Source organism: Sinorhizobium sp. 8-89 (assembly GCF_030124325.1).
GTDB lineage: Bacteria > Pseudomonadota > Alphaproteobacteria > Rhizobiales > Rhizobiaceae > Sinorhizobium.
Genome location: NZ_JASKLR010000013.1, coordinates 38869 through 54705, shown reverse-complemented (window position 1 = coordinate 54705; position 15837 = coordinate 38869). Strand labels below are relative to the sequence as shown.

Genomic DNA, 15837 nt, shown 5'->3' with positions numbered 1-15837 from the left:
CGCGACGATGATCCGGTAGATGTGCATAATGGATAGGATCTTGCTGAATAATGGATAAATCGGGCGTCACATTGGAACGTATGCGCACCTTCGTTCGGGTGGCCGAGCGCGGGAGCCTGTCGGCCGTTGCGCGAGAACTCGGACTGGGGCAGTCAACGATTACACGGCATATCAAAGAACTCGAAGATGCCGTCGGCGTGCCTCTGCTCAGCAGGACCACCCGGCGCGTCACCATGACCGACGAGGGCAGCCGTTATTACGCCAACAGCGTTCAAGTCCTTCGCCTCGTCGAGCAGGCCGTAGACGAGGCGCGCGGCACGCGTGGCGCGCCAGCCGGCACGATCCGTATATCCTGCACGGCGGCCCTTGGGGTCATGCACGTCAGCCGACTGATTTTCGCCTTCCAGGACCTCTATCCCGATATCGGGGTCGATCTCAGTCTCACTGACGATCGGATCGACCTTGTGCACGAAGGGGTCGATATCGCGCTTCGGCTGGGTCCGCTTGCTGACAGCTCCATGAAGCTCAGAGCGATTGCGGAGTGCCGGCGTCTGCTGGTGGCGGCGCCGGGTTATCTGGCGGCGCGGGGTGCGCCGGTTGTTCCGCGGGACCTGACCGGGCATGAGGGCATCCGGATGTCGAATGTGGCGGGAAGCGAAGTCCTCATCTTGCAGGGGCCCGGCGGCGAACACCATGCAGTTCCTTTTGGGGGACGTTTTCGGGTCGATCACGGACTTGCCGCACGCGAGGCCCTTGCCGCTGGGCGAGGCATTGCGCCCGCGCATCGATGGCTGGTCGACGATCTCCTTGCGACCGGACGGCTCACGGCGATCTTGCCCGATTATTCGCTTCCGTCCGTTCCACTGAGCATGCTGATCGTTCCGGAACGCGCGAGCGTTGCGCGGGTGCGCTTGCTGATCGACTTTCTCGCAGAGCAAATACGCCTTATCCCGGGCGTTGAAAAACCCGGCCAAAGGGCCGCCCCCGGAGAACCAGCCGAGGCAGGTAGCGCTCGGCGGAATTAGAGCATTTCACCGTTTCGACAAGACGATGAAATGCTCTAACCCCGGCGGCAGAGAGACGCCCGCCCCGCATTCGCGGGACGGGCGCATCGTTGTGCCTTCTTGCTGGCCGAAGGGACGCCTTAGAGGAACGAGAAGTCGCTCGTCGAGAGTGACTTGACGTTCTGCAGGATCGCGACCAGCTCCAGGTCCGCGGTTGCGGCGTTGCCGTCGGCATCATACCAGAGGCGGCCGTTGTCGGTCTCGAACAGGAACGTGCCCTTGCCGCTGGTGGCGACCGGGTCCGTGCCGGTGGCGAGCGTCACGGTCGTGTCGCCGGCGGCGATGCCGAAGGCGGCGCGATCGATGACAAGCTTGTCCTGGCCGCGGACGAAGTCGGTGATGACATCGCCTTCACCGTCGCGTCCTTCGCGGTCGAAGACGAACCTGTCGTTGCCGGTGCCGCCGGTCAACCAGTCGTCGCCTGCGCCGCCGATGAGCGTATCGTTGCCGTCACGGCCATCGAGGATGTCGTCGGCACCCTTGCCATAGAGCGTGTTGCTCGTCGCATCGCCGCGAATTTCGTCATCCGCCGCGCTGCCGATGATCGTCTCGAAATTCTTGACGGTGAGGCCGAGGGCCAGTCCCTTGTTCTTGGCCTGGGTCTGCAGGTCGAGAACGACGGATGTCGCGCCTTCCGCGAAGCTCAGCGTATCGATACCGGTACCGCCGTCGAAGAGATCCTTACCGGAATGAACGGTGCGGGTCAGGACGTCATTTCCGGCGTCGCCGAAGAGCTGGTCGTCACCGGCGCCGTCGCGCAGACGATCATTGCCATTGCCGCCCTTGAGAACATCGTTGCCGGCCATGCCGTCGAGGACGTCATTGAGCAAGCCGCCCGCAACCGTGTCCTTACCCTTGCTGCCGACATATTCGAGTGCTTCGAAGGCGTTGAAGGATGTCGCGGTATCGACGCTAACCGTGCCCGTCGAGAAATGGAAGGTGATGTCCTTCGTCTGCTCGGAGAGGTTCAGGTTGAGCACGTCCGTTCCCGTACCGCCATCGGAGCGGTCTCCGATACCGGCATAGACCTTGTCGTTGCCATCCTCGGCATAGATCAGATCCCTGCCGCCGCTGGTGGTGGAAGTGTCACCGTAGATGGTGTCGTTGCCCGTTCCACCGCGCAGCGTATCGTTGCCGGCATCGCCGGAAAGGAAATCGTTACCTGCCCCGGCGTTGAGACTGTCGTGGCCGGCGCCGCCGCGCAGATCGTCGTTGAGACTGCCGCCGACGAAGATGTCGTTACCCGTTCCGCCGACGAGCGCGACCCGTTCGACGTTCTTCACCGTGACCGGGGCATTTGTCGCCGTTACCGATGGCGCAAGCTTGAAGGTGATACCCTGCGTGTACTTGCTGAAATTGATGGAGACGGAATCGGTGCCCGTCCCGCCATCGACCACCAGGGTGCCGGTCGAGGCCGTCCGCGTGAAGCTGTCGTCGCCGGTTCCGAGGTTGACCGTGTTGTAGCTGGCAGCACCCGTCGCGCTGTCGCCGACACTGACCACGTCATTGCCGTCGCCGGCATTGATCGAGTTTTTGCCGCCAAAATCGCGGATGACGTCGTTGCCGGCGCCCGAGTTGAGCGTGTCGCTTCCCTCTCCGCCATCGAGCGTGTCGCCGCCATTGGTGCCGATCAATGTGTCGTTGCCGCCGTAACCGTAGAAGGCAACGCTCAGTGCGGAACCGACGGACTTCACCACGTCATTGCCGGAGCCGAATTCGACGCGATAACGCTCGAAGTTGTTGAGGCTTGTTCCGTCGGAAAGCGTTGCGCTGGCACCGGTCGCGGAAAAGGTCTGTGCGGTTGTCAGCGAGCGGCGGTCGACCGCGACGGTGTCGGTGCCGGTGCCGCCGTCGCCCTTGTCTGCGCCGCCGTCGCCCAGGGTGACGGCGTCGTTGCCGATGCCGCCATTGACGGTGTCCCGGCCAATTCCAGCGAGGAGCGTGTCGTTACCGGCACCACCATCGACGATGTCGTCGCCGCCGGCGACGTCGACATAATCATTGCCGCTGCCGGTCACGACCTTGTTGACTGTCGAACCGGTCGCGTAGATCGAGTAGTGCTCGATGCCCTTGAACGTCGTGCCGCCGGCAAGCGTATTGACTTCGGTCGATGCCTTGGCGGTGAAGTTTCCGGTGAAGTTGCGAACGACCAGCCGGTCGCTGCCGCTGACGTCGGTGATTGTGTCCTTGCCCTGGCCGTAAGTGTAGCTGAGCGTGTCGTCGCCGGTGCCGCCTTCGAGCTTGTCGTCGCCGATGCCGCCATCGAGCGAGTCATTGCCGGCGTCGCCTGCCAGGCTATCGGCACCCGCACCGCCGGTCATGGCGTCACCGTCGTTGCCCCCGGAAAGCAGGTCGTTACCGGCATCTCCCGAGAGCGAGTCCGCGCCGTCGCCGCCGTAGACCTTGTCGTCGCCGTCGCCGCCACTCAGGTAGTCGGTGCCGGCGTCGCCGTATAGGTTATCATTGCCGACTTCGCCGCTCAGGAAGTCGAAGCCGTAGCCGCCGATGAGCGTATCGTTGCCGTCTCCTCCCTGGAGCATGTCGTGACCGCGCCCGCCCGAGAGCCGGTCGTGTCCGAGTCCCCCCATCAGCATGTCGGAATAGTTGCCGCCGGTAATGACGTCATCGAAATTCGTTCCGGTGATGCTGAACGACTCGACATTTGTCGTCTGGATGCCTCCGGTTAGCGTTTGCGGTGCGATCCAGTCCTTGATCGCGATATTGAGCTTTGCTCCATGCTCCGAATAATCGATCATCACCATGTCGGTGCCGGAGCCGCCATCGACCACATCGCCGGAAATTTCGCTGAGTTCGAAAGCGGTTATTATGTCCCGACCGCTGCCGCCGTTGAGCTTGTCCTGTCCGGCGCCGCCGCTCAGCATGTCGCTTCCGCTATTGCCGTTCAGCGTGTCGTTGCCGTCGCCGCCCATCAGGCTGTCGTTCTGGAACGAGCCGCTGACAGTGTCGTTGCCCTCGTCGGCGTTCACCGTATCGCTGCCCATGCCGCCGTTGACGATGTCGTCGCCGGCAAGTGCCATGATGAAATCACTCTCGAGATCGCTGCCGGTCAAAATGTCATTGCCGGCAGTTCCGAAGATATTCGCCATTTCTGTTTCCTTGTTCCTATGCATCGGGACATGCGTCTCTGTTGGCCGAGGCGGCTGCCTCGGCATGATGTTTGCTGGTTTTTTGGAAGAGGCGCCCATGGTGGGCGGTTGCTCATTGTCGCGAGCGACAAGGCATCGATAGGCTAGATGCGGTGCCGTTTCACGGAGTGTCTCCCCAGTCGAACCCCTCGCAAATCACGCGGTATTGCGTGACTTGAAGAACGTTCCCTGCCGTTCTCGCCGCCATATATCGACGAGTCCGAAAGCATTTCGTGTTTCCGCGGGAACAGACGATTGGGTAGATCGCCGGATCGGCACACAAATCTATGGTTGCGTGAAAATTGGCGGGCGAAAATCACCCGTGCCGCGGCAGAGGCGGGGTCACAGCCTTCGATGCGACTGGGTCAACGACAGCGGATAGCGGGTCGGATGGTAGGCGGCGGCGCTCACATTGACCGTGCGGTTACGGTTGTCGTAGGCGATCTGATCGAGTGTCAGAACCGCGGCCGGAATCTCGAGCTGCAGAAATGACGCCTCGATGTCGGAGGCGAGCCGGGCGCTCACGGTCGACTGCCCGCGCGACGGAATGATTCCGTAGCGATTCTCGAACTCCGCGTAGAGCGACCTGTTTTCGACCGTCCAGTCGATGTCGAGAATGCCTGGCGCGAGCGAGGCAGAAAACCAGTCCCGCTGGATTACCACCGGCACGTCGTCGAGGAGGCGCAATCTCTCGAGGAAAACGACATCGGCTCCTGTCGGCAGCGATAGCGGCCGCGCGACTTCCGCGTCGGCCTGGATGATCTTGCCCGAGAGCAGGCGCATGCCGGGCTTGCGGTTGTTCGCGTAGGCCGTCTGGGTGAAGCTGCGCACGACCTCGAGCTCATAGATCGGGGTCGGTGCGGTCACATAGATGCCCTTGCCGGGCCGCGTCTGCAGATAGCCGAGATTCTCGAGCTCCTTCACCGCCTGGCGCACGGTAATGCGGCTGACGCCATAGACGGCGACCAGTTCCCGCTCGGATGGAAGCTTGTCGTTGACTGCAAGTTCCCGCCTTTCGATCATGCCCTTGAGCAGATTTCGCAATTGCACGTAGAGCGCATCCGGATGGTTGCGATCGATGGAACTCTCGTCCGGAAGATTTGCGTGTCGCGCCATGCGTCTTTTCGTTTCAGCCGCCAGTTGCCGGATGCTCTTCTGCATTGCACCTGGCAAGGTTCAAGACAAGAGCCCGGCGGCGTTTTCCGTTTCGCCTTGCTTCGACCGTCGTGCATCTTTCAGCCATCCTGTGGATCGTGCGAAAGGCTTCCGGGGCCGCGTTGACATGACTGGTTATATCCAGTAGCGATATCACGATCGGAACGGCGGAGTAAAGAATGAAACTGACCTTGATTGGCGGCGGCGGAGTCCGGGCACCCCTGTTTGTCGGATCTGCGCTGCGGCGCGCGGAGAGAAGCGGTCTGACCGAGATCTGCTTGCAGGACATCAACGAGCGGAAGCTCGATCTTTTCGGCCGGATCAGCCAGGAACTGGCGCGGCGGATGCAGTCCCCGGTCAAGGTCACCATGTCGGTCGATGCCGAGCGGGCGCTGGAAGGAGCAAGCTACGTCGTGACCACCGTTCGGCCCGGCAACGAAGAGGGACGGATCAAGGACGAGCGCATCGCGCTTGCCCATGGCGTGCTGGGCCAGGAGACCACCGGTCCGGGCGGCTTTGCGATGGCGGTCCGCAGCATCCCCGTCATCCTCAAATATGCGGAAATCCTGAAAAAGGTCAGTCCGGACGCCTGGCTGTTCAACTTCACCAACCCTGCCGGCCTGGTGGCCCAGGCCCTTCAGAACGAAGGCTATCATCGCACCGTCGGCATTTGCGACGGTGCCAACGGTGCGCAGGAAGCCTTGGCGCGCTGGTACAAGGTGCCGCAGAACGACGTGCGAGCCGAGGTCTACGGCCTCAACCATCTCTCCTTTACGAGGGGTGCCAGGATCGATGGCAAGGAAGTGCTGCAACCGCTGCTCGACGACGACGCCTTCATCCGCGCGACATCGCAGCGCATGTTCGATAGCAAGCTGATCCGCCACCAGCGCAACTGGATCAACGAATATCTCTATTACTACTACTATGCGGAAAGGGCGGTCGAAGCGCTCAAGTCCGACGAGCGGACGCGTGGCGAAGAGGTCAAAGACCTGAACGCGGCGCTGATTGCCAAGCTCGGCACAATCAATCTGGATACCGATGCCGAGGAAGCATTGGCCGCCTACTACGCTTATGAGCGGCGCCGCAACGCGACCTATATGCACTATGCGCTGGCGGATGCGCCAAGCATGGAAGAGGCCGACAAGTTCGTCGACAGCATCGCCGCCGGCGAGACGGGTGAAGAGGGCGAGGGCTATGCCGGCGTCGCGCTCAACCTCGTCGATGCGCTGCAGACCGGAAAGCCCTGCTACACGGGTCTCAACGTTCGCAACGAGGGCGCGATCGACGGACTGCATGCCGATGACGTCGTCGAAGTGAGCTGCGTGGTCGACAAGAGCGGCATCCGGCCGCTGAAGATGGGCGCCATGCCCGAAACGCAGGCGCAGCTCGTCCAGAACGTCAAACGCTACGAGCGACTGGCGGTCCGGGCAATCAAGGAACGCAGCCGCGAGCTCGCGGTCGAGGCGCTGATGGCGCATCCGCTGGTGCTTTCCTATTCGCGCGCTGTGCCGCTGGTCGACGAATATCTCGCGGCGCATGCGCAATATGCAGGTGACTGGTCGTGAGTGACGCGCTTGGTTCCCGCTACAATGTGATGGTGGTCGGAGAATACTATTTCGACCTCATCTTCCGCGGACTTCCGGAGGTGCCGAAGATCAGTGCCGATCTTTGGGCCGAGGAGTTCGAGTGGGTGCCGGGTGCGGCTTACTCGACCGCCCTTGCGCTCGCCCGGCTCGGAACCAGGGCGGGCTGGTGGTGCACCTTCGGAAACGACATCTTCAGCCGCATGATTATCGATGAAGCGCGGCGTGAAAATATCGATGACGGGCTCTTCATCCATCTGGAGAAGCCGTTGCGCCGGGTGAGCGCCGCATTTTCATTCGCGCATGACCGGGGCTTCATCAGCTATGCCGAGCAGCCGGACCCGCTGCCGAAGCCGGAGGATCTCGAGCGCATCAGGCCGCGCATCCTGCTCTTGCAGGGGTTCTCGCTCGACGAGGAGCGCCGCGCCTTGATTCAGGCGGCACGTGACCTCGGCATCGTCGTCTGCTCCGACCTGCAGCACGTCGACTACAAACTCTCGACGCCCGGCATCGAAGAGATGCTGAGGCTGATCGACGTCTTCCTGCCGAATTCCTCCGAGGCGAAGGCGTTGACCGGCGAGGATGACGTTGAGCGCGCGCTCGCCTCTATCGCCCGTTTCTGCCCGACAGTCGTCGTCAAGTGCGGCGCCGAGGGCGCAATGGCCTCTTCGAAGGGAGAGATCTGCCGCATGCCGGCGCTTGCCGTCGATGTATTCGACACGACCGGTGCCGGCGATTGCTTCAACGCCGGCTTCGTCCACGGACTGCTCAACGAACCGGACCTTCGCGGCGCGATCGAAATTGCCGTCATCTGTGGATCACTCGCGGTCACGGGCTATGGCGGCCGCAATCTGCCATTCCAAAAAGATCTTACGAAATATCGGCGGCGGGAGGCCGCGATATAGCGACGTTCACAAGAGAACGAATGAGGGAACGACATGAAACACAAACTGAAAATGCTCGCAGGCATGGCCGTGGTGGTCATCGCATCAGCGCTCCCGGCGAAAGCCGAAACGGTCTCGATGTTCTGTTCCGCGACCGATTACGAATTGTGTGAAAAGGCCGTGGCGAAGTGGTCGGAAAAGACCGGTAACGAGGTGAAGCTCAACCGGATGCCGCAGAACCTCGACGATGCGATCCCGATCTACCAGCAGCTGTTCGCGGCCCAATCGTCGGACATCGACGTGCTCTATATCGACGTCATCTGGCTCGGCATGTTCAAGGATCATCTCCTCGATATCACGTCGATGATCCCCGAAGACGAGGTGAAGGCGCATTTCGCATCCGCAACGGATGCCGCGCGCCTCGACGGCAAGCTTCTGGCGATGCCCTTCTACATCGACACCGGGCTGATGTTCTATCGCAAGGACCTGCTGGAGAAATACGGCAAAGAGCCGCCGAAGACCTGGGACGAAATGACGGCGACCGCCAAGGAGATCCAGGATGCGGAGCGCAAGGCTGGAAATCCCGACATCTGGGGCTACGCCTGGCAGGGCCGCAGCTATGAGGGCCTGACCTGCGATGCGCTCGAATGGATCGCTTCCGCCGGCGGTGGAACCATCGTTTCCGACGACGGCGAGGTCACCATCAACAGCCCCGTGACAGAAGCGGCGCTGACCCGCGCGCGCGGCTGGATCGGCACGATTTCGCCCGAGGGCGTCCTCAACTACGACGAGGAGAATTCACGTGCGCTCTTCGAAAGCGGCAATGCCGTGTTCCATCGCAACTGGCCCTATGTCTGGGGCACGTCGCAGGCGGAAGGCGGCAAGCTCGTAGGCAAGGTCGGCGTCTCCGCGCTGCCGCTCGGCGCCGAGGGACAGAAGTCCAGCGGAACGCTGGGCACCGCCTATCTCGGCGTCTCTAAATATTCTGAGAAGCAGGAGCTCGCGGCCGACCTGCTGCGCTACATGGTCGGCTTCGAGGACCAGAAGATGCGGGCGATCGAGGGCGGCTACAACCCGACCGTCGAAGCGCTCTACGAAGATGCCGACGTGCTGGCGAAAATTCCCTTCCTCGGCATGGCAAAGACCGCCTTCGAGGAATCGGTTGCCCGTCCGTCCGCCGCCACGGGTAAGAACTACAACCGGATTTCCCGCACGTTCTACCGGGCCGTTCACGACATCATCTCCGGCAAGGATGATGTGGCCAAGGAACTCGCCGATCTGGAACGGCGCCTGCAACGCGATGTGAAAGCCGGCGAATGAATGATGGGGCACCTCCGGCAACCCCGGAGGTGCCCTTTTGCAAACATGCATTTCGACACGACGAGTCCCTGATGGTGAAGCCGATTGTCTTCGACGGCCCTGATGAGTTGGGCTTTCATGTTGCCAAGCAGATCCTGGCTGGAATTTTCGGTGCTTCCCGCCATGGACGGCGCTATCTTCTCGGCTGCCCGACCGGCCGCACGCCGCGACCCGTCTATCGAGCGATGGCGCAGCAGTTGCGGGAAAACCCAATCGACCTGTCGCAGCTTGTGCTCGTGATGATGGACGAATATCTGACCGCTACCGACGATGGGATGTGGAGACTTGCGCCACCGGAACGGCATTTTTCCTGCAAGCGCTTTGCCGAGCACGAGATTGTGGCGCCGATCAACGAAGCGGTGCCATCGGACTTCAGGATAAAGGCCGATCACATCTGGTTTCCGGCGATCGGCGAGCCGGAGGAATACGACAGACGGATCGCGCAGGCGGGCGGCATCGACTTTTTCGTTCTCGCCACCGGCGCCGGCGACGGGCATGTGGCGTTCAATCCACCGGGCAGTTCGGTGCAAAGCCGGACCCGCGTCATCGAACTGGCGGAGCAGACCCGGCGCGACAACCTTCAGACCTTCCCTGCATGCGGTTCCATCGACGAGGTGCCGACCCATGGGATAAGTGTCGGGCTCAGGACCATCAGTGAGGCGCGCAAATGCAGTCTGCTTTTGAGCGGCAGCGGCAAGAAGGAAGCGCTGAAGCGGATAGCGGCGGCCGGCCGCTTTACCGCCGACTGGCCGGCGACCATCGTCTTCGAATGCAGCGACAGAGAAATCCTGGCCGACCGCGCCGCGGCGGGCCTTTGAAGGACAGTGGAATGGCTTCAGTCACCTTGAAAAACGTCAGCAAGGCCTTTGGCGCCTATGATGTCATACGGTCGATCAATCTCGAAATCGAGGACGGCGAGTTCATGGTGTTCGTCGGCCCGTCGGGTTGCGGGAAGTCGACGCTTTTGCGTCTGATCGCCGGGCTTGTTCCCGTTTCCGAAGGCGACGTGTTCATCGGTGGCGAGCAGGTGACCGACGTGCCGGCATCGAAGCGCGGGCTTGCCTTCGTCTTCCAGTCCTATGCGCTCTATCCGCACATGAACGTTTCGCGCAACATCAGCTTCGCGCTCGAAACCGCGCGCCTCGGCAAGGACGAAATCCGCCGCCGGGTGACCAAGGTCGCAGAGATGCTGAAGATCAGCCATCTGCTCGACCGGCGCCCGCGCCAGCTCTCCGGCGGACAGCGGCAACGCGTGGCGATCGGCCGCGCGCTGGTCGGTGAGCCCGAGGTTTTCCTTTTCGACGAACCGCTCTCCAATCTCGACGCCGATCTGCGAATGGAAATGCGCTTCGAGATCGTCAAACTGCATGGCGACGTGAAGACGACGATGATCTATGTGACGCATGACCAGACGGAGGCGATGACGCTCGCCGATCGGATCGTCATCCTCAACCAGGGGCGCATAGAACAGGTCGGCCGGCCGAGGGAGCTTTATGACCGTCCGGCGAACCGGTTCGTCGCCGGCTTTCTCGGCAGCCCGCGAATGAACTTCGCGCCGCTCGACCGGGCTGCTTCGTCTGCGGGTGTGCTCCGGGGCGTCGGCGGCTTTTATCATGCCGCCGAGCTTGCCGGCGCCGAAAACCCGACCGAGATCGGCCTCAGGCCGGAGGCCCTCAAGCTGGTGAGCGCCGAGACCAAGGGTGCTATCTGCGGAACCTTCGAGCGCATGGAAGACCTCGGCTACGAATATGTCTGCTATGTGCGGCTAAGCGAAACACTGGTCTGGACGGTGCGCTCGACCGGTAGACCGCCGGCATTCACAGAGGGCCAGCCGGTCGGTCTCGGCTGGCAGCCTGAAAGCCTCTATCTCTTCGGCGAAGACGGACGACGGATCGATCATGACAGCGCCGTGCAACTGGCATCGGGGGCTTCGCTGTGAGCGCGGCCGAAAGGATGCAGCGGCAACAGAACCGCACGGCCTGGCTGTTTCTGCTGCCGCTGATCATCGCGCTTGTCGGCGTCGCGATCTGGCCCCTCACGCGCAGCATTTTCTTTTCCTTCACCGACGCTTTTCTCGATGCGCCGGCGAACTACGGCTTTGTCGGGATCGATAATTTCATAACCGTCGCCGAAGATCCGGTGTTCTGGCGCGCGGTCAAGAACACGCTGTTTTTTACCGTCATATCTGTCGGCCTGGAGACATTGCTGGGGCTCGCGATCGCGCTGTTGCTCCACCGGGCTTTCGTCGGCCGCGGCATCGTCAGGGCGGCCATTCTCGTTCCCTGGGCCATGCCCATGGTCGTCTCGACCCGGATATGGGAATGGATGCTCAACGACCAGTTCGGTCTTATCAACAAGCTTTTCGTGACGCTGGGCCTGGTTGAGAAGGGCATCGCGTGGACCGCGGAACCAACGCTCATCCTCTATACCGTGATCTTCATCGACGTTTGGGTCACGACCCCGTTCATGGTGCTCCTCATTCTGGCCGGGCTGCAGTTGATCCCGGAAGAGATCTACGAGGCCGCCGAGGTTTCCGGCGTGCCGCACTGGAAGCGCTTCTGGTCTATCACGCTGCCGCTCGCCACACCCGCGATCGGCGTTGCGATGCTGTTTCGCACGCTCGATGCGCTGAGAATGTTCGATTTGAGCTATGTGCTCGCGGCGAACAACGAAAACACCATGACGATGTCGATCTATGCCCGCGACCAGCTCATCAGCTTCCAGGATCTTGGCCTCGGCTCCGCGGCTTCCACCTGGGTGTTCATGATCATCGGGCTGATCGCGATCGCTATCGTTGGCGTCCTGCGCCTCGATCGTGCAACGGGGTGATGAAAATGGCGATGACGACGACTGTTCCCGCAAAACGCTATTCCAACAGCACCTATCGTACGATCAAGCGCATGAAGGCCCTGGGTCTTTATGCTGGCGTGGCGGCCGTGCTCGTCTACATGCTTTTCCCGTATTATTGGGCGATCGTTTCGTCGACAAAATCGGGCCAGGCGCTCTACCAGTTCAGTCTCGTGCCGTCGCTGGACTTCAGCAATTACTGGCAGCTGTTTCACAATCCGGTCTTTATGGGGGCGCTCGTGAATTCCGGTCTGGTCGCTTTCGCCAGCACGATGATTTCCCTTGTGATCGGCATTCTCGCGGCTTACGCGCTCGGGCGGCTGCAATTGTCGCCAGGCCGGATCATCTTGATCGCCGTCTTGATGATCTCGATTTTCCCGCAGGTGGTCGTGCTGTCGGGAATGTTCGAAGTGATCGGTTGGCTTGGGCTCTATAACCGCCCGTCGGCGCTCATCGTCTCCTATCTCATCCTCACGCTGCCGTTTACCACCTGGATCCTGACCAGCTTCATTCGCGATCTGCCGACCGAGCTGGAGGAGGCGGCGCTCATCGACGGCTGTTCGCGGCTGAGAGTCCTGACCCATGTGCTGCTGCCGCTGATGGGGCCGGCGATCGCCAGCGCCGGGCTGCTGTCGTTCATTCTGGCGTGGAACGAATTCCTCTTCGCACTCACCTTCATTCTGACCGACGAGAACCGGACCGTGCCGGTTGCGATCGGCCTGCTCACCGGCAGCAGCCGTTACGAATATCCCTTCGGCCAGATCATGGCCGCGTCGGTGACGGTCACATTGCCGCTGTTGGTGCTGGTGCTGATTTTCCAGCGCAAGATCGTCGCCGGCCTGACATCCGGTGCGGTGAAGGGGTAGCGCGAACGGAACGCCACGCGGGCGGGATGGGCAGGTGGCGACGCCTCTGCGCTCTCGCCGTCGGGTGCTCGTATTTTCCGCAAGGGGCGTCGCCTGCGATTCAGGCAGATGATCAAAAAATAGGCCGGCGGCCGAATTAGTTCAGCTTGCCCGGAATGCCGGGACTGCCTTTTGTCTCCGCGCGAATGGCCTCTTCGTGGTACCAGCAGCCGTCTATGGCCGCAGCGCAAACATCTTGCGTGTCCAGATCGGCCTTCCCCTCCTGGCGATTTTCCACCCTTCTGAGCGGTTTCGCGGGGAACGGATAAATCGTCGCCGACCTGCGGGGTAAACTCTCGGCCATCGGCTGGTCTCCCTTGAGTTCTGCGAGGGAGAATAGCGCATCATATCCGAATTGCACATGGTTTATGCCAAATGCTGAAAATTCGATCAATTGCGCGCTGTATTTGTGGGCACGTGGTTTTGCGCGCTGAAAATTTAATCGCGAACGCCAGAGTTTGGCCTTCGCATCGCGTTCGTGGAACGGCTTGCCTTCGCACGCATACGGTTCTATGGCGCCTTTTGATATCAGGTGGAGAGTGGCTTTGCGCGGGAGCAGCGCTCGGACCGCCTTCAACTAACCGATTGAGTCCATTACAGCGTTCCAACGGCACTTGCGGCGAGTGAATGGATGCGCGGACGGCCACGAATGTGACGGCCAACCATTTCTTTCGCCACCGGCAAGCCTCAGCGGGTCAAACTGGCACGCAAAATGCTTGAGGTGTTCCGGATCCCTTGGCGGTCGGCGCTCGGTATGCGTGCCACTCCGTTCAGGATTTGCTCAAACCTCGCAACACCACGTTATGAGAGATTCGCAATGACAAAGTTTAAGCTCGAGTATATCTGGCTCGACGGCTACACCCCGGTACCGAACCTGCGCGGAAAAACGCAGATCAAGGAATTCGATGCGTTCCCGACGCTTGAGCAACTCCCGCTCTGGGGTTTCGATGGTAGCTCGACGATGCAGGCCGAAGGCCGCAGCTCCGATTGCGTGCTGAAACCGGTCGCGGTCTATCCCGACCCGGTTCGCACAAACGGCGTACTGGTCATGTGCGAAGTCATGATGCCGGACGGCAAGACCCCGCATCCGTCGAACAGCCGCGCCACGATTCTCGACGACGAGGGCGCCTGGTTCGGTTTCGAGCAGGAATATTTCTTCTACAAAAACGGCCGCCCGCTCGGCTTCCCGGAGCAGGGCTATCCGGCGCCGCAGGGCCCGTACTACACCGGCGTCGGCTACAAGAACGTCGGCGACATCGCACGCCAGATCGTTGAAGAGCATCTCGACATCTGCCTCGCTGCCGGCATCAACCATGAAGGCATCAATGCCGAAGTCGCCAAGGGCCAATGGGAATTCCAGGTCTTTGGCAAGGGTTCCAAGAAGGCTGCCGACGAAGTCTGGCTGGCTCGTTACCTGCTGCAGCGCCTGACGGAAAAATACGGCATCGATATCGAGTGGCACTGCAAGCCGCTCGGCGACACCGACTGGAACGGCTCGGGCATGCACTGCAACTTCTCGACCGCCTATATGCGCGAAGTCGGCGGCAAGGACTATTTCGAAGCGCTGATGGCTGCCTTCGAGAAGAACCTGCACGAGCACATCGCCGTCTACGGCCCCGACAACCACATGCGCCTGACCGGCAAGCACGAGACGGCACCGTGGAACAAGTTCAGCTATGGCATTGCCGACCGCGGTGCATCGATCCGCGTGCCGCACAGCTTCGTCAACAACGGCTACCGTGGCTATCTCGAAGACCGCCGCCCGAACTCCCAGGGCTGCCCCTACCAGATCGCTTCGCAGGTGCTGAAGACGATCTCGACCGTTCCGACCGAAGGCAGCGTCGCGAAAGTAGCGTAAGTAATACTCCCCGCGGCGCCGACGCGAATGTCGGCGCCGTGACCTTCATCCGCGGTCGATCGACTTCCCTGCACCGAATGGGTTCAGGAGTCTTGTGCGCGTTTCTCCTCAGGGTTGATCGCAGAACTCGGCCGCGCGAGACGGCGGCGCGGCGCGTTTATCCGGCTCTTGCGGAAATGATCCAGTCGACTGCGGCTGAAATATCGTGGACCGTCGCGGTGGGCGCCGGCTCGAAGCGATTCTCGTCGCCTTCGCGGTACTTGCCGGTGCGCACCAGCAGGGCGTGCGCCAAGCCCGCCTGCAGCGCCCCAGCGACATCTGTTTCGGCGTCATCGCCCACCATGACGGCTCGTGCATCCGGACAACCGATCGTCGCGAGCGCAGCGCGGAAGAACGACAGCGAAGGCTTCCCGAGGACAATCGCGCTTTTCTGGCTGGCGAATTCCAGCGCGTTTACGAACGCGCCCGCGTCGAGGCTGAGTTTTCCATCCGAATCCTTGAACGTCCGGTTCGGCGCTAGCGCCAGCAGTTCCGCGCCGGCGATCAACTGTCGAAACGCCGCGTTCAATGTTCGATAATCGAAAGCTTCGCCCGCGTCGCCGACGACGACGGCTTTGGGCAGATTGTCTGCCGGATCGTCGAATTCCGGCACGAGATTGGGATGGACCAGTAGATGCGGCGATCGGCCGTGGCGGGCCAGCCATCGACGAGCTGCCTCAGCCGGCGTGAAGACTTCGTCCTCCGTCACAACAAGTCCTAACCTCGCAAGGCGTTTAATGACGGCTGGTTTGGTCGAGCGGGTGGTGTTGCTGACGAAGCGGATGGGAAGGCCGACCTCACGCAGACGGAGAACGGCCTCCGTGGCGCCAGGCACAACCTCTTCGCCGTCATAGATAACGCCGGCAAGATCCAAGAGCACACCGCTGATCATCGCAGCAGGATGACACGGAGGCGTCGTTGGTCAAGTTCTGCAAGTCGTGCTGTCGCCAGGCAGGCACGTCGAGGCCGCGCTGTCGTGCAGCGGCGGAAATTCAAA

Annotated in this window: 13 protein-coding genes; 9 read left to right on the top strand and 4 right to left on the bottom strand. The window is 61.5% G+C overall.

Annotated features, from left to right (window positions below; genetic code table 11):
• Positions 1 to 50 precede the first annotated feature (50 nt).
• Complete coding sequence (locus tag QN219_RS22055; RefSeq protein WP_284002121.1) at positions 51 to 1025, top strand: LysR family transcriptional regulator; 975 nt, start codon at positions 51 to 53, stop codon at positions 1023 to 1025.
• Positions 1026 to 1144: 119 nt separating this feature from the next.
• On the opposite strand, the gene QN219_RS22050 is transcribed toward QN219_RS22055, so the two are convergent.
• Together QN219_RS22050 and QN219_RS22045 are read right to left on the bottom strand one after the other, a co-directional pair.
• A complete protein-coding gene (locus QN219_RS22050; protein ID WP_284002120.1) occupies positions 1145 to 4171 on the bottom strand; it encodes a calcium-binding protein in 3027 nt (1008 codons plus the stop codon).
• A gap of 381 nt (positions 4172 to 4552) precedes the next feature.
• Positions 4553 to 5326, bottom strand: a complete 774-nt coding sequence (locus QN219_RS22045) for a GntR family transcriptional regulator (protein WP_284002119.1) — start codon at positions 5324 to 5326, stop codon at positions 4553 to 4555.
• Positions 5327 to 5544: 218 nt separating this feature from the next.
• On the opposite strand from QN219_RS22045, the gene QN219_RS22040 reads away from it, so the two are divergent.
• The 7 genes from QN219_RS22040 (at position 5545) to QN219_RS22010 (ending at position 12904) form a co-directional block, all read left to right on the top strand.
• Positions 5545 to 6930 (top strand): 6-phospho-beta-glucosidase, encoded by a 1386-nt coding sequence (locus QN219_RS22040; RefSeq protein WP_284002118.1) that lies wholly within the window; start codon positions 5545 to 5547, stop codon positions 6928 to 6930.
• A 29-nt stretch (positions 6931 to 6959) separates the two neighbouring features.
• Positions 6960 to 7853, top strand: a complete 894-nt coding sequence (locus QN219_RS22035; protein ID WP_289624228.1) for a carbohydrate kinase family protein — start codon at positions 6960 to 6962, stop codon at positions 7851 to 7853.
• 33 nt (positions 7854 to 7886) lie between these two features.
• Entirely contained in the window at positions 7887 to 9152 is a 1266-nt protein-coding gene (locus tag QN219_RS22030) for an ABC transporter substrate-binding protein (protein ID WP_284002116.1), read from the top strand.
• A 71-nt stretch (positions 9153 to 9223) separates the two neighbouring features.
• Positions 9224 to 10009 carry a 6-phosphogluconolactonase gene (locus QN219_RS22025; RefSeq protein ID WP_284002115.1) on the top strand — a complete coding sequence of 262 codons (786 nt, stop codon included), beginning with the start codon at positions 9224 to 9226 and terminating at the stop codon, positions 10007 to 10009.
• Between the two features lie 11 nt (positions 10010 to 10020).
• Positions 10021 to 11130: an ABC transporter ATP-binding protein gene (locus QN219_RS22020; protein ID WP_284002114.1), complete on the top strand. Its 1110-nt coding sequence runs from the start codon at positions 10021 to 10023 to the stop codon at positions 11128 to 11130.
• Positions 11127 to 12020: a carbohydrate ABC transporter permease gene (locus QN219_RS22015; RefSeq protein WP_284002113.1), complete on the top strand. Its 894-nt coding sequence runs from the start codon at positions 11127 to 11129 to the stop codon at positions 12018 to 12020. The genes QN219_RS22020 and QN219_RS22015 overlap by 4 nt, the downstream gene beginning before the upstream one ends.
• Before the next feature lie 11 nt (positions 12021 to 12031).
• Positions 12032 to 12904 (top strand): carbohydrate ABC transporter permease, encoded by an 873-nt coding sequence (locus QN219_RS22010; RefSeq protein WP_284002112.1) that lies wholly within the window; start codon positions 12032 to 12034, stop codon positions 12902 to 12904.
• Positions 12905 to 13040: 136 nt separating this feature from the next.
• On the opposite strand, the gene QN219_RS22005 is transcribed toward QN219_RS22010, so the two are convergent.
• Positions 13041 to 13520: a DUF2735 domain-containing protein gene (locus tag QN219_RS22005; RefSeq protein ID WP_284002111.1), complete on the bottom strand. Its 480-nt coding sequence runs from the start codon at positions 13518 to 13520 to the stop codon at positions 13041 to 13043.
• 240 nt (positions 13521 to 13760) lie between these two features.
• On the opposite strand from QN219_RS22005, the gene QN219_RS22000 reads away from it, so the two are divergent.
• The gene (locus tag QN219_RS22000; protein WP_284002109.1) at positions 13761 to 14801 is read left to right on the top strand and encodes a glutamine synthetase beta-grasp domain-containing protein; all 1041 of its coding nucleotides are present in this window, start codon (positions 13761 to 13763) and stop codon (positions 14799 to 14801) included.
• A 157-nt stretch (positions 14802 to 14958) separates the two neighbouring features.
• Here the strand turns inward: QN219_RS22000 and QN219_RS21995 are convergent, their stop codons facing one another.
• Entirely contained in the window at positions 14959 to 15732 is a 774-nt protein-coding gene (locus tag QN219_RS21995) for a TIGR01458 family HAD-type hydrolase (RefSeq protein ID WP_284002107.1), read from the bottom strand.
• Positions 15733 to 15837 lie beyond the last annotated feature (105 nt).